Source organism: Ruegeria sp. YTSB088 (assembly GCF_059609825.1).
In genome coordinates this window covers 16,134-28,706 of record NZ_JBXWMM010000001.1, presented here as the reverse complement: position 1 = coordinate 28,706, position 12,573 = coordinate 16,134, and the positions used below count along the sequence as shown (strand labels likewise).

At 57.7% G+C, this 12,573-nt stretch carries 14 protein-coding genes; 4 read left to right on the top strand and 10 right to left on the bottom strand.

The window, feature by feature from the left end; translation table 11 throughout:
• Window positions 1-58: 58 nt before the first annotated feature.
• The 4 genes from nusB to AC2FFA_RS00130 form a co-directional block, all read right to left on the bottom strand.
• Entirely contained in the window at window positions 59-541 is a 483-nt protein-coding gene (nusB, locus tag AC2FFA_RS00145; RefSeq protein WP_496849263.1) for a transcription antitermination factor NusB, read from the bottom strand.
• Window positions 538-1,089 (bottom strand): 6,7-dimethyl-8-ribityllumazine synthase, encoded by a 552-nt coding sequence (locus AC2FFA_RS00140; RefSeq protein ID WP_299636648.1) that lies wholly within the window; start codon window positions 1,087-1,089, stop codon window positions 538-540. Before AC2FFA_RS00140 ends, nusB begins: the two co-directional genes overlap by 4 nt.
• Window positions 1,090-1,091: 2 nt before the next feature.
• Window positions 1,092-2,213, bottom strand: a complete 1,122-nt coding sequence (gene ribB / locus AC2FFA_RS00135) for a 3,4-dihydroxy-2-butanone-4-phosphate synthase (protein WP_496849261.1) — start codon at window positions 2,211-2,213, stop codon at window positions 1,092-1,094.
• 99 nt (window positions 2,214-2,312) lie between these two features.
• Complete coding sequence (locus AC2FFA_RS00130; RefSeq protein WP_496849259.1) at window positions 2,313-2,900, bottom strand: riboflavin synthase; 588 nt, start codon at window positions 2,898-2,900, stop codon at window positions 2,313-2,315.
• Between the two features lie 140 nt (window positions 2,901-3,040).
• Between AC2FFA_RS00130 and AC2FFA_RS00125 the strand changes: the two genes are divergently transcribed.
• The 3 genes from AC2FFA_RS00125 to AC2FFA_RS00115 all read left to right on the top strand — a co-directional run bounded on the left by AC2FFA_RS00125 (window position 3,041) and on the right by AC2FFA_RS00115 (window position 7,557).
• Window positions 3,041-4,339 (top strand): capsule polysaccharide biogenesis protein, encoded by a 1,299-nt coding sequence (locus AC2FFA_RS00125; protein ID WP_496849257.1) that lies wholly within the window; start codon window positions 3,041-3,043, stop codon window positions 4,337-4,339.
• Between the two features lie 104 nt (window positions 4,340-4,443).
• Window positions 4,444-5,553 (top strand): polysaccharide biosynthesis/export family protein, encoded by a 1,110-nt coding sequence (locus tag AC2FFA_RS00120; RefSeq protein ID WP_205511946.1) that lies wholly within the window; start codon window positions 4,444-4,446, stop codon window positions 5,551-5,553.
• 3 nt (window positions 5,554-5,556) lie between these two features.
• Window positions 5,557-7,557 carry a capsule polysaccharide biogenesis protein gene (locus tag AC2FFA_RS00115; RefSeq protein WP_496849255.1) on the top strand — a complete coding sequence of 667 codons (2,001 nt, stop codon included), beginning with the start codon at window positions 5,557-5,559 and terminating at the stop codon, window positions 7,555-7,557.
• A gap of 2 nt (window positions 7,558-7,559) precedes the next feature.
• On the opposite strand, the gene ribD is transcribed toward AC2FFA_RS00115, so the two are convergent.
• From ribD to AC2FFA_RS00085, 6 genes are all read right to left on the bottom strand, one after another.
• The gene (gene ribD, locus AC2FFA_RS00110) at window positions 7,560-8,660 is read right to left on the bottom strand and encodes a bifunctional diaminohydroxyphosphoribosylaminopyrimidine deaminase/5-amino-6-(5-phosphoribosylamino)uracil reductase RibD (RefSeq protein ID WP_496849253.1); all 1,101 of its coding nucleotides are present in this window, start codon (window positions 8,658-8,660) and stop codon (window positions 7,560-7,562) included.
• A complete protein-coding gene (gene nrdR / locus AC2FFA_RS00105; RefSeq protein WP_117869416.1) occupies window positions 8,657-9,127 on the bottom strand; it encodes a transcriptional regulator NrdR in 471 nt (156 codons plus the stop codon). Before nrdR ends, ribD begins: the two co-directional genes overlap by 4 nt.
• Before the next feature lie 120 nt (window positions 9,128-9,247).
• On the bottom strand, window positions 9,248-9,661 hold the full coding sequence (locus AC2FFA_RS00100) for a secondary thiamine-phosphate synthase enzyme YjbQ (RefSeq protein WP_496849251.1): 414 nt from the start codon (window positions 9,659-9,661) through the stop codon (window positions 9,248-9,250).
• A gap of 21 nt (window positions 9,662-9,682) precedes the next feature.
• Window positions 9,683-10,087, bottom strand: coding sequence for a hypothetical protein (locus tag AC2FFA_RS00095; protein ID WP_496849250.1), 405 nt, complete (start codon window positions 10,085-10,087; stop codon window positions 9,683-9,685).
• A 78-nt stretch (window positions 10,088-10,165) separates the two neighbouring features.
• On the bottom strand, window positions 10,166-10,714 hold the full coding sequence (locus AC2FFA_RS00090; RefSeq protein ID WP_496849248.1) for a DUF4166 domain-containing protein: 549 nt from the start codon (window positions 10,712-10,714) through the stop codon (window positions 10,166-10,168).
• Window positions 10,714-11,151 carry a thiol-disulfide oxidoreductase DCC family protein gene (locus tag AC2FFA_RS00085; protein WP_496849246.1) on the bottom strand — a complete coding sequence of 146 codons (438 nt, stop codon included), beginning with the start codon at window positions 11,149-11,151 and terminating at the stop codon, window positions 10,714-10,716. Before AC2FFA_RS00085 ends, AC2FFA_RS00090 begins: the two co-directional genes overlap by 1 nt.
• Window positions 11,152-11,494: 343 nt before the next feature.
• On the opposite strand from AC2FFA_RS00085, the gene AC2FFA_RS00080 reads away from it, so the two are divergent.
• Entirely contained in the window at window positions 11,495-12,535 is a 1,041-nt protein-coding gene (locus AC2FFA_RS00080; protein ID WP_496849244.1) for a helix-turn-helix domain-containing protein, read from the top strand.
• Window positions 12,536-12,573: the final 38 nt, after the last annotated feature.

The window sequence follows — 12,573 nt, the reverse complement described above, 5'->3', positions numbered from 1 at the left end:
GCGAACCTCCTTGCGCTGTGACATTCATCTTAGCGCATGTCTGGTTCAGGTAAACGTGTCAGAACGCCTCGGGCTGAGCCTCGCGTGCCATGTGATCCAGCACGGCATTGACGAATTTAGGTTCTTTACCTTCAGGGAAAAAGGCACGCGCCACATCGACAAACTCGGTGATCACCACCTTGGGAGGTGTGTCGCTTTGGGTCAGTTCCGCACCCGCCGCGCGGAACAGCGCGCGCAGGGTCGGGTCGATGCGCGAAATCGGCCACTTGGCCACCAGCGCACGGTCGGTCATCTGGTCGATTGGGGCCTGATAGTTCACGGCGTCATCCACCAGCTTGCGGAACAGCGCGCTGTCGCCCTCAAGCATCTCGTCGCCCTCGTAGACCGCGCCAAACCGATGATCCAGAAACTCGTTTACGACGGCTTCAGTCGTCTGCCCGGACTGCTCCATCTGGAACAGCGCCTGCACGGCATAAAGCCGGGCGGCGGATTTCTTAAGGCGTTTCTGGTTGGTCGGTTTCGGCGCGTCTGTCTTGGTCATGCTGTCGTGGGTCCGTTGTTGTCGCCCGCCACTAGGATGGACTCGGACGGCGGCTTGAAGCCGACGCCCTTTTTGGAAGAGCCCCACTTACGGCTGAGCGCAATCAGATGCAAGGCCGCAGCGGCCGCGCCGCCCCCTTTATTCATCTTTTCGGGGTTGGCGCGCACTTCGGCCTGTTCGTCATTCTCGACGGTCAATATGCCATTGCCGATGCACAACCCCTGCAGGCCCATCAATTGAATGGCCCGGCTGGAATCGTTGCAGACGGTTTCGTAATGCGTGGTCTCACCGCGAATGACGCAGCCCAACGCGACATAGCCGTCAAAATTACACTGTCGGTCGGCCATGGCGATGGCTGTGGGAATTTCCAGCGCGCCGGGAACTTCGACCACTTCACAGGTCCCGCCAGCTGCTTCGATTTCAGCCGTGGCACCCGCGATCAGGTTGTCGGCAATCGAGCGGTAGAACGGGGCCGCCACGATCAATAGTTTCACCGGTTTGTCGAAACTGGGTGTCGGCAGAATCCCGTGTTTGTCTTGTTCAGCCATGTTCAGTCTTCCTTCAGAATCGAGCGGGTACCGACGATGGACAAGCCAAACGCGTCGAGCCCCAGATACACCGTTTCAGGAGAGTCGGTCAGAAGCACCAGTTCCTGAATACCCATCTTGGACAGGATCTGCGCCCCCAGACCGGTTTGCTTTATGGTGCGCGGACCTTCATCCTCGACCGCATACAGTGAGTTGCGCGGCTGGCGGAACAGGCAAACCACACCGCGTCCCTCTTCGGCGATTTTTTCCATTGCGCGCGGCAACTCGCGGGAAGACTTCGGACCAAGACCCAGGATATCAGGTGCTTCGTGCAGGGCGTGTGTACGCGTCAGAACAGGCTCTGGCGTGGTGATGTCACCCTTGATCATGACAACATGTTCAATGCCGTGGGTCTGATCGGTGAAAATCCGCATTTCCCACTCACCACCGTATTCCGAGGTGACTGTTTCACGCGAGGTCTCGACAACCAGATTGTCGTTGCGCGACCGGTAGCTGATCAGATCGCTGATCGTGCCGATTTTCATATTGTGCTCTTTGGCGATCTCGACCAGATCCGGCAGGCGCGCCATGGTTCCGTCTGCATTCATGATCTCGCAGATCACTCCTGACGGGTTAAGCCCGGCAAGGCGCGAGATATCCACGGCGGCCTCAGTATGGCCAGCGCGCACCAGCACCCCGCCCCGCTTTGCCCGCAACGGGAAGACATGCCCCGGGGTGGCGATACGCGCCATCGTGTTCTGTTCGTTGATTGCGGTCGCAACGGTCAGCGCTCGGTCGGCGGCTGAAATCCCAGTGCTGACACCTTCGCGCGCCTCAATCGATACCGTAAAGGCGGTCTCGTGCCGGGACGAGTTGTTCACAGCCATCATCGGCAGTCCCAGCGCATCTATCCGTTCCGCCGTCATCGGCAAACAGATCAGACCGCGCCCGTGGGTAGCCATGAAGTTGATCGCCTCGGCATCTGCAAACTCGGCGGGGATCACCAGATCGCCCTCGTTCTCACGATCTTCATGATCGACCAGAATGTACATCCGGCCTGCACGCGCCTCTTCGATGATATCTTCGATCGGGCTGATCGCGTCGCGCAACTGGGCCTCGACCGGTCCGGGGGTTTCAAAGCTCATGGGGCAGCCTTTCACATGGCAGGTTTGCTCGGCGGAATAGACCACTGAGGGCGCAAAGACCAGTCCACAAACGGCGCAGGTGCTTTCCGACGCGACGTATCAGGACATCTCGGCCAGACGCGCGACGTACCGGGCCAGCGTATCGATCTCAAGATTGACGTGATCGCCCACGCCGACATCGCCCCAGGTTGTGACTTCTTTGGTGTGAGGGATGAAATTGATGCCAAACTCGCAATCACTCACGTCATTGACCGTCAGCGATGTCCCGTTCAGCGCAACCGACCCTTTGGGCGCTATGAACCGGGCCAGTTCCTTCGGTGCGCGCAAGGTGACACGTGTGCTGTCGCCTTCATCCTCGACCGCGACCACTTTGGCCACGTCATCCACATGGCCCGAAACAATGTGACCGCCCAGTTCATCACCCACTTTCAGCGCTCGCTCCAGATTGACACGCTTGCCGACGGCCCATGTATCAAGGTTGGTCTTCGAAACCGTCTCGGCGCTGATCTGAACATCATACCAATCGTCGCCCAGCGCGATCACTGTCAGGCACACGCCATCACTGGCGATCGAGGCACCGATATCGATACTGGCCGTGTCATAGGCTGTCCTGATCCGGGCGCGCAGATCTCCTTGCTGTTCCAGCTCGGTGACAGTTCCGATGTCGGTGACGATCCCTGTGAACATTCCGTTAACCCTCAGTTCCTACCCTGTGTCTGACATTCACCGTCGAGGTAAGCCCAATGGGCGTCCCGGGCAAGCCCCACCTTGCCGTACAAGGCCCAAACAGGCATAGTTTCAGCAACAAAACCAAAAGAGCAGTCCAGATGCCGCAAACGCCTTCAGGCTCAGATGATCGGGTCTTCCTGTTCCTTCAGGGGCCTCATGGGCCGTTTTTCTCGGCGCTCGGGCAGATGTTACGCGCCACGGGGGCGCAAGTCTGGCGGGTTGGGTTCAATGCGGGCGATCAGGCCTTCTGGTTTGACAAGGCATGTTTCATAGCATTTCAGAACCAGCCCGGCGATTGGCCCAAAAAACTGAACAGATTGATTGCCGACAAGGCGGTCACGGATATCGTTCTTTATGGCGACACAAGACCTGTCCATGCCCGGGCGGTTGAGATCGCCAAGTCGCACGGGCTTACCATTCACGTTTTCGAAGAAGGTTATCTGCGGCCTTGGTGGGTCACGTACGAGCGGGATGGATCAAACGGGCACTCGCGTCTCATGTCATTGGATGTGGACCAGATGCGGCAGGCTCTGGCCCAGTCGGACAGCAAGGCACCTCCGCCTCCGTCACATTGGGGGGATATGCGGCAACATATTTTCTACGGCGCCCTCTATCATTGGTTCGTGATGTTTCTGAACAGGAGATACCGCAATTTCAAGCGCCATCGTGATCTGTCGGTTTCGCAGGAGTTCAGATTGTATTTCAAACGTCTGATGTTGATGCCTGTTCATCGCCTGCAACGCAGCGTTGCGACGGCGCGTGTCAGATGGGGGGGCTTCCCATATCACCTCGTGCTGCTGCAACTCGGGCATGACAGTTCGGTTCAGGCCCATTCCCGTTTCTCCTGTATGTCCGATTTTCTGGAGCTGGTCATTGCCGGATTCGCGCAAGGCGCACCGACGCACCACAGACTGGTCGTGAAAGAGCACCCTCTGGAAAACCACCGTGAACCATTGCACCTGCGTGCCATGGAGATAGCCAGGAAACACGGAGTACAGAACCGTGTTCACTATGTCCCCGGCGGCAAACTGGCAAGTTTGCTGGATGAGGCAAATTCGGCCGTCACCGTGAACTCCACTGCGGGGCAGCAGGTCTTGTGGCGGGGTATTCCGCTGCGGACTTTCGGGCGTTCGGTTTATGACAAGACCGACTTCGTATCGCAGCAGTCGATCGCCGCGTTTTTTGCTGACCCTGACGCGCCTGATGTCGAAGCATATCGCAGCTATCGGCAATTCCTGCTGGAAACCAGCCAGGTTCCGGGCGGCTTTTATTCCCGGCGCGGACGTCGGCAATTGTTGCGCCGCGCCGTGGACATGATGCTAAGCAGCAGCGACCCCTATCAGGCCATTCTGAACAAGAACGAGGCGCAGACGCCACAGTTGAAAATCGTCGAGTAGACCGGATGCTCTGTGACTGGAAGTTGAGCGATTTACCGGGTAATCTTCCGGCAACAACAAAAGACTGAGGATATCCGGCAGTGCAATTCTCTCCTAAGCGATGGATGCGGGGGGTTTCCCTTGTGGCCACAATCGGCTTGCTGGCGGCCTGCCAACTTCCGAAATCCGGGCCAAACAAGACCGAAATTCTGGCTGGCGCAGTTCAGAATGGCGGCAACGCGTTTGTCGTCGAAGTCGATGATCGCGTGACACGCCTCACATCCGCCGTGCCTCAGTTTGGCTTTTCTTCCTCGTTCAGCAGCGCCCAGGCCTTGACCGCCGACACTGTACGGCCCGGAGACGTGCTGGGCCTGACCATATGGGAAAACGTGGACGACGGTTTGCTGTCCGGCGAAACCGGTACGGCAACCGCCCTGGATGAAGTTCAGGTCGATAGCGACGGTTTTATTTTTGTCCCTTATGCAGGTCGGATTCGGGCCGCAGGGAACACGCCGGAACAGCTTCGCGTTTTGATCACGAACAAGCTGCGTGAACAGACACCCGACCCACAGATCGAAGTGCGGCGTGTTGCTGGTGACGGATCCACCGTCTCGCTGACGGGAACTGTCGCATCTCCCGGCATCTATCCGATCGAACGCCCAACCCGTTCGCTGCTTGGCATGCTGTCTCAGGCGGGCGGGGTTTCTGTAGCGTCAGATATCGCGCTGGTGACTCTGATCCGAGGGGGTCAAAAGGGCACCGTCTGGTACGAAGACCTGTTCCGCAATCCAAAACTGGACGTCGCATTGCGTGGCGGAGACCGCATTTTGGTGGAAGAAGATAGCAGGTCATACATCGCTCTAGGTGCCACAGGTGGCCAATCGCGCGTCGCCTTTGAAAGCCAGGATCTTTCTGCGCTGGAAGCATTGGCCCAGGTCGGTGGTTTACTGACGCTGTCCTCTGATCCAACCGGTATTTTCATTCTGCGAAAAGAACGCCAGGACGTCGCACGCAGTATCACCGGACGCGCCGATTTTAAGGGCGACCAGCGTATGATCTACCTGCTGAACCTGACGGCCCCCAACGGCCTGTTCATTGCGCGGGATTTCGTGATCCGCGACGATGATACGATTTATGTGACCGAAGCACCCTATGCACAGTGGAGCAAATCCATCTCGCTTATCGCTGGTGGCCTGACCCCCATCGCAAACGTTGCCACGCTGACCGGCAACTGATGCATGGTACCCGATCCGGACAGCGCAGCCGGGGCCAAGCGCACCCAGCTGTTTGTCTATAACGGTGGCTTCCTGACGCAGAAACGTCTCAGGCGTATTCTGACGCTTTCGGGCTATGACATTCGCCTGGGTTTTCCCAAGGATGGCGGCTGCGTAGGACTCTGGGGTAACAGCCCTACTGCGTATCGGGGTCTACGGGTCGCCGAAAAATACAATGCCCCGGTTCTGCTCGTCGAAGACGCCTTGCTCAGGTCCCTGCATCCGGGCCGTGCCGGTGAACCCCCGTTGGGCCTGTTGCTGGACCGTTCAGGCCCGCATTTTGATGCGGCCGAACCTTCGGACCTTGAGAAGTTGCTGAACGCTGATCCGCTGGACGACACCGCGCTGCTGAACCGCGCGCGTGCCGCGATCGAGCGGGTCAGGGAGCTGCACCTCAGCAAGTATTCAGCGTTTGACCCGGATATTGTCGCACCCGACCCCGGATATGTACTGGTCATCGATCAGACGGTTGGCGATGCTGCTGTCACGGCAAGTGGTGCCGATCGTGCCCGTTTTCTTGAAATGCTGGTGGTCGCACAGGAGGAGAATCCCGGCGCGCGCATTTTGATCAAGACACATCCAGAAACGCTGGCGGGTCATCGTCAGGGGCACTTTACCGATCAGGACCTGTCAGACCGGGTCACTCGGTTTGACAAGCCGATCAGCCCGTGGCCCCTGCTTGAGGGCGCAATCGCGGTCTATACCGTATCCTCGCAACTGGGCTTCGAAGCGATCCTGGCCGGTCACAAACCGCGCATTTTCGGCCAACCTTTCTACGCCAGTTGGGGCCTGACGCAGGATGAATTCCCAGTCCAACGCCGTCAGCGCAATCTGACCCGCGCGCAACTGTTCGCGGCCGCGATGCTGCTTTACCCGACTTGGTACGACCCTTACCGAGATCAGCTGTGCGAACTGGAAACGGTTCTGGACACGTTGGAGGCACAGACCCGCGCGTGGCGGCAGGACAGGCACGGTTGGACCGCCGCTGGCATGCGCTTGTGGAAACGAAGACACTTGCAGCAGATTTTCGGGCGACATGGCAAGTTGCGCTTTACGTCCACACAGCCCATCGCCTCAGATCGCCCCCATATGGTCTGGGCCAGTCAGGCGCGCGAAAGCGAAGGGGCAGTTCGCGTGGAAGACGGATTCTTGCGTTCACGCGGATTGGGGGCCGCACTTGTTCCGCCTCTATCCTTGGTAACGGACGAAATCGGCATCTACTACGACCCCACAAAACCCAGCCAGTTGGAAAACCTGATCGGCGAGCGCGCAACATTGCGTCCGGATCAGGAATTACGCGCTGAAAGACTTGTTGAGAGATTGCTGGCCGATGGTTTGAGCAAGTATAACTCGGGCCAGCCAGCGCCTTCCCTGCCCGACGGGCATCGTATTCTTGTGCCCGGACAAGTTGAAGATGATGCCTCGATCCTGTTGGGCACCAACACAGTGCGTAGCAATCTGGCACTGCTGCAAACCGCGCGCAAGGCCAACCCCAACGCGATCCTGATCTACAAACCGCACCCAGATGTCGAAGCCGGGTTACGGGATGGCCAGATAGACGCAGAGGCACTTGCAGACTTTGTTGTGACCCATATTGACCCCGCCTCTCTGCTTCCGCAGGTGCACGAGGTGTGGACGATGACATCGCTGTTGGGGTTCGAGGCATTGTTGCGCGGGGTGAAGATCACGACTTTGGGCGCGCCCTTCTATGCGGGATGGGGCCTGACCACCGATCTCGATACCGTTCCCGTCAGGCGAGGCGCACGGCCATCGCTGATGGGCCTGGTGCACGCCACCTTGATTGACTATCCGCGCTATTTCGATCCGATCACCAGACAACCCTGCCCTGTCGAAGTGGCTGTTGAACGCTTGGCGCTGGGGTATTCGGCACCGTCTGGTCCGTTCAATCGTTTCCTGGCAAAGCTGCAGGGCGCGTTCGCGACGCACGCTCATCTTTGGCGTTGACGTTATTCCGACGCTCTGCGCCAACGGTGCAAAACATCCCCGCCGACCGCCTGCGTTTCGATCAAATCGAACCTCGGTGCGACCTCCAGCGTTTCCAGACCAAGTGTCCCGACCGCGGCCAGTCCTTCGGCTCCGATGGTCAAACCGGCAGTGAACCCGATCAGTTCGTCCACCAGATCCTCAGCCAGCAACGAAGCCGCAAGCGCAGCCCCACCTTCGCAGAAGACGCTGGTCAGACCGGCCTGACCCAGTTGCTGAAGCAGATCCAACGCATCGATATGGTGGTCCTTCAACGCGCAGGGGATCAGCTTTGCCCCCAATCCCTCCCACGCCTGTGCACGTTCGGCATCCGGGTGATGCGCATGGCAGAGCCAGACAGGTATCTTTGAGGCCGTGCGCGCTAGCTGCCCCATCAGAGAAATATCCATATGGCGGGACACCACGACGCGGACGGGTTGATGCTCAACGCCAAGATCCCGAACGGTCAGCGAGGGGTCGTCGGCGCGCGCCGTCCCTGCCCCGACCATCACTGCATCGTGACGTGCACGCATGGCATGGACCACACGACGTGCTTGCGGTCCGGTAATCCATTGACTGTGCCCTGTCGAAGTTGCGATGCGCCCGTCAAAACTGCTGGCCATCTTCAGCGTCACAAAAGGCCGGCCTTGCTCAGTCTTGAGGAAGAAGCCTTCCAGATCCCGTTCTGCCTGTTCCGCAAGAACGCCATTTACAACGTCAATCCCTGCCTCGCGCAATATGGCAAAACCCTGCCCAGCCACGCGCGGATCGCTGTCTTCGACAGCGGCCACAACACGGGATACACCTGCCGCAATCAAGGCCTCGGCGCAGGGCGGCGTTTTGCCGTGATGGGCACAGGGCTCCAGCGTTACATAGGCGGTCGCACCACGCGCACCCTGCCCGGCCTGAACCAATGCTTCGGTCTCGGCATGAGGGCGGCCACCCGGTTGTGTCCAGCCCCGCCCAATGATCCGGTCATCACGAACGATGACACACCCCACGGCGGGGTTCGGCCAGCACGTCCCCTGACCGCGCCGCCCCAAAGACAGGGCAAGCGCCATAAATCGCTTATCTGCTTCGTTCACTCGTCAGTCGAAGGCTGCGGCGGGCGCAGTTCGTGGACGAACTCCTCGAAATCATCGGCCGCCTGGAAATTCTTGTACACACTCGCAAAGCGAACATAGGCGACAGTGTCGATCCGCGCCAGAGCTTCCATAACGATTTCACCGATCTTGTTGGACGGGATATCCGTGTCGCCCATGCTTTCCAGACGGCGCACGATGCCCGAGATCATCTGATCGATCCGTTCGGGATCAACGGGCCGTTTCTGCATCGAGATGCGGATCGAACGCTCCAGCTTGTCGCGATCGAAATCCTCGCGTTTACCATTGGTTTTTATGACAACCAGATCACGCAGCTGCACACGTTCGTAGGTCGTGAACCGTCCGCCACAGGCCGGGCAGAACCGGCGTCGGCGGATAGCCACGTGGTCCTCTGCCGGGCGTGAATCTTTCACCTGAGTGTCGATATTTCCGCAAAACGGGCAGCGCATCCGCCGTCTCCTCGTACCATGTTCGGCCTCTTTTTGTAAGCGCTGCGGCTTACTTATCCACAACTATAGGGCAGCCGCTAGGGTTTGGGTAGTCGGAAATTCAAACCGCTAAATAAAGGGTCAGGCCAGATGCGCGGCAACCTTCCTTTGATGCGGCGCAGTACGGTGTTCAAACAGGTAAATCCCTTGCCATATTCCAAGCACAGGCCGACCCTGCGACACCGGGATCGTCAGCGAAACCGGCATGAGCGACGCTTTGATATGCGCTGGCATATCATCCGGGCCTTCATACGTATGCCTCAGGTAGGACATGGCGGGGTTGTCTGACCGAGGAACGAGCCGCTCAAAAAACGCCTGAAGATCAGTTTGAACCTCGGGGTCCGCGTTTTCCTGGATCAACAACGAGCAAGAGGTGTGGCGAACGAACAGAGTCAAAACCCCATCCTTCGCTACCCGTTCAAGCCATTGCAGCACATCAGACGTAAATTCGTACAGCCCCGACCCTTGAGTGTGCAAAACGAATTCAGTCTGCATCGTTACAATCCCGCGCGCCAATCAATCGTTGAAGAACGGCCGATAGTTACACCGTGCATTCGCACCTTGTATAGATGCACTGTTACCGGGCTGAAACCCGAACGAAACAAAGCTGCTTGGTTGCACATCAACCGACTGAGGCTGCTTAATCGAAAACTGAACTGCTGTTCTGCGCCCGGTGGTGACACTGGGCCCGTATCCTCGCAACACATAAATCCGGTCCATCCAGCCCAACCCCAAGGTCCGGCGCGCATAATCCGCGGCCGCGCACCAATAGCCTTCGACACGTTTGTCACCGCGCGGGATGACCTCAAAATCAGTGGCGTTGATGGGTTCTGTTCGAAATCCATTCGGCGCAGCATCTGCTGTCATAGGGATACTGAGGGTCAAGGCGGCCAGCGCGGCGAAGGTGCATAACTGTTTCATCGTTAATTCTTCCCTGATTGCTTGTTCCAAATAGGTTAGACGAACTTCATCGCGTGCACAGGGCACCTCACGATCAATTCAACCCGCTTCGTGCATTGCGTGATCCGGCGTGAGCCAGCCCTGATAGCGGATCAGCAGACCCAATCCCGGTGCCTCTGCTGACACGTCGAACCTGAACCGGCCCGTTGCATCCTGCCATTCCCGTGTATGCGAACGTGGCACCGCAAAAAAAGGTACCGGGATGCCCAATACTGTCAGGCGGAGGATCCTGATATACAGCGCGCCGTTCTGCCAGCTGGGCTTCAGCCAGATTGAAATCGCTCCGAAATCCTCGCGGACACTTGCCCGCGTGCTGTCATAGGTCAGACAGGAGGTTGTGCGATGGCCGGCGAAGTCGCGTTCCCAAATTACGGCCTGACCTTCTGAGCGTACCTTCACTGATACTGCGACGTCCTTTCCGTCCTGCGGAAATCCGGCCACGCGCGTTGCAAAAGCAACCAAGGCACCTGCGCCAAGCTCGATATCGCATCGACCTGAGTAGGATGCCTCGGAGCTTTGCAGCCGAAGGACCGCATCTGGCACGTCATCAACCGAACCCAGCGCCTGCAAAAACGGATCCCACGACATCAAAATCCATCGCTCGCAAAACGTGCCTTCACATCAGGTCCCGGCACCAAACATGTCTTGGTTTTTCCGAACAATGTATATCTGTTTCGCGCAATCAGGCTGTAAATCGGATCTTTGACTAAACCGGGCAGGAACCGGCACACCGAAAGCAGCGGCCACAAACCCGGCAATTGACGCATCGCGGCGGCAAACGCATCCAGATTTTGATAGACTGCGCCATTCACTATCACCAGATTTGTCTGAAAGTCGCATGTGGGCAGATCAAGGTCGCGATACAGTTTTTGTCCAAGGGGTGACTGCGCTGTCGCGAATTGGAAATTCCTTGACCGATCACGTTCAAGCATGAATCGGAAAAAGCCCGAACACAGAACGCATTCACCATCAAATACGATCAGGTTTCCAATGCGGGTATCTGTGTTTCCGGCCTTGTCTCGCATTCGCATCGCACAAGTGTCATCATTCGAGTCAGGATGACAATTCCAGCGTCGCAGAACAATGCGACACTTGCGGAAGAAAAAGAGTGTGCCGGGGAGCCCTGAGCGGAGGCTGGTGATTTCTCCGAGGCTCTGACCTCATCCCCATAAAGGTCTCGACCCGGCAACGCTGCTGATTTGGGCAGCCAGGTGCCTCAGTTCATGTGCGTTCCGGTCAAAACCTTTCGAGAACTTGCCAACACATCGAACGCCGTTGCACAATCCCCCTAGCCAATAGCCAAAGTCAAAAACGGGATTTCTGTGATAGCCTGTTAGAGTATTTGAGAACGTAAGGTGTTGTTCCACGATGGATGTAGATATCGGCCGACTACATTTTTTGACCCGGGCGCTTGATCGCCTCACCGGCAATAGCGAAGTATCTCAGCGGGTAATGATGCAGACCGGGCTTCGACAGCAAGACATCGCGCCCCCTGCCGCAGTCTACAGTGCGCATAAAGAGGCCCTGTTCATCCGACACGCCTGTGACGCCGTTGGTGACATCACATTTGCGGCACGCACTGGGCTCAAGGTCACGTCGGCTTCGACCGTTACAGGGTATATCAGCAAATACTCACGCGATTTGAAGCAGGTGATGGAAAACCTGTCACGCTTTCACGGAATCATCGACCCGGCCATCGGGCTCAGCTTCCGTGTTGCCGGCAACTTCGCGGCGCTTGAGGCCGATTGGAAAGATGCCAGCTTTGCCCGCTATCATCGGCGCACGGAATTCCTGTTGTTCGCTGCGTTGGCAAGAATGAGGAACCTCACGCAGGTGAATTTGTACCCGATTGAGATGCGCTTTCAGCACAAAGTTGGAAACCACATCAAAACCTACGAAAAGCTGGCAGGCTGTCCCGTGGTTTTCGGAGCTGAAAAGATCGAGATCATTCTGCCGTTATCTGCGCTGGATTTGCAGGTGCCGACCTATGATCCAAAGCTGCGGGCGCATTTGCTCGAATACGGTGAAAGACTGTTGGCCGAGAAGCCATCCCCCAAGAATATGACCCGTGCCCGTGTCGAAGGGCTGATCACCCGATCCCTGCCCGGCGCAATCCTGCAAGCCGAAGATGTAGCCGCTGATCTGGGCATGAGCCTCAGAACCTTCAGCCGACGCCTTAAGGATGAAGGCACCAGCTATCGCGATATTGTTGACGATCTAAGGTGTGATCTGGCCCAGACTTTCATCACAAATGGCATGCCTCTGTCTGAAATCTCATACGCGCTAGGGTATGCTGATCAGGCTGCTTTTTCGACCGCCTTCAAACGGTGGACAGGTCAGCCGCCCAGCGCCTTCAAAACCCGTGTGGAACATCCCATTCGGACAGCTGGCCAGGGGTCATCGGTATGAAAAACCTCGCCCCGGCCTGTCCCATGAGTGGACTGGAC

Coding starts and splice junctions, on each gene's coding strand:
- nusB (WP_496849263.1), bottom strand. CDS start 541: ATGACCAAGACAGACGCGCCGAAACCGACCAACCAGAAACGCCTTAAG.
- AC2FFA_RS00140 (WP_299636648.1), bottom strand. CDS start 1,089: ATGGCTGAACAAGACAAACACGGGATTCTGCCGACACCCAGTTTCGAC.
- ribB (WP_496849261.1), bottom strand. CDS start 2,213: ATGAGCTTTGAAACCCCCGGACCGGTCGAGGCCCAGTTGCGCGACGCG.
- AC2FFA_RS00130 (WP_496849259.1), bottom strand. CDS start 2,900: ATGTTCACAGGGATCGTCACCGACATCGGAACTGTCACCGAGCTGGAA.
- AC2FFA_RS00125 (WP_496849257.1), top strand. CDS start 3,041: ATGCCGCAAACGCCTTCAGGCTCAGATGATCGGGTCTTCCTGTTCCTT.
- AC2FFA_RS00120 (WP_205511946.1), top strand. CDS start 4,444: ATGCGGGGGGTTTCCCTTGTGGCCACAATCGGCTTGCTGGCGGCCTGC.
- AC2FFA_RS00115 (WP_496849255.1), top strand. CDS start 5,557: ATGGTACCCGATCCGGACAGCGCAGCCGGGGCCAAGCGCACCCAGCTG.
- nrdR (WP_117869416.1), bottom strand. CDS start 9,127: ATGCGCTGCCCGTTTTGCGGAAATATCGACACTCAGGTGAAAGATTCA.
- AC2FFA_RS00100 (WP_496849251.1), bottom strand. CDS start 9,661: ATGCAGACTGAATTCGTTTTGCACACTCAAGGGTCGGGGCTGTACGAA.
- AC2FFA_RS00095 (WP_496849250.1), bottom strand. CDS start 10,087: ATGAAACAGTTATGCACCTTCGCCGCGCTGGCCGCCTTGACCCTCAGT.
- AC2FFA_RS00090 (WP_496849248.1), bottom strand. CDS start 10,714: ATGTCGTGGGATCCGTTTTTGCAGGCGCTGGGTTCGGTTGATGACGTG.
- AC2FFA_RS00085 (WP_496849246.1), bottom strand. CDS start 11,151: ATGCGAGACAAGGCCGGAAACACAGATACCCGCATTGGAAACCTGATC.
- AC2FFA_RS00080 (WP_496849244.1), top strand. CDS start 11,495: ATGGATGTAGATATCGGCCGACTACATTTTTTGACCCGGGCGCTTGAT.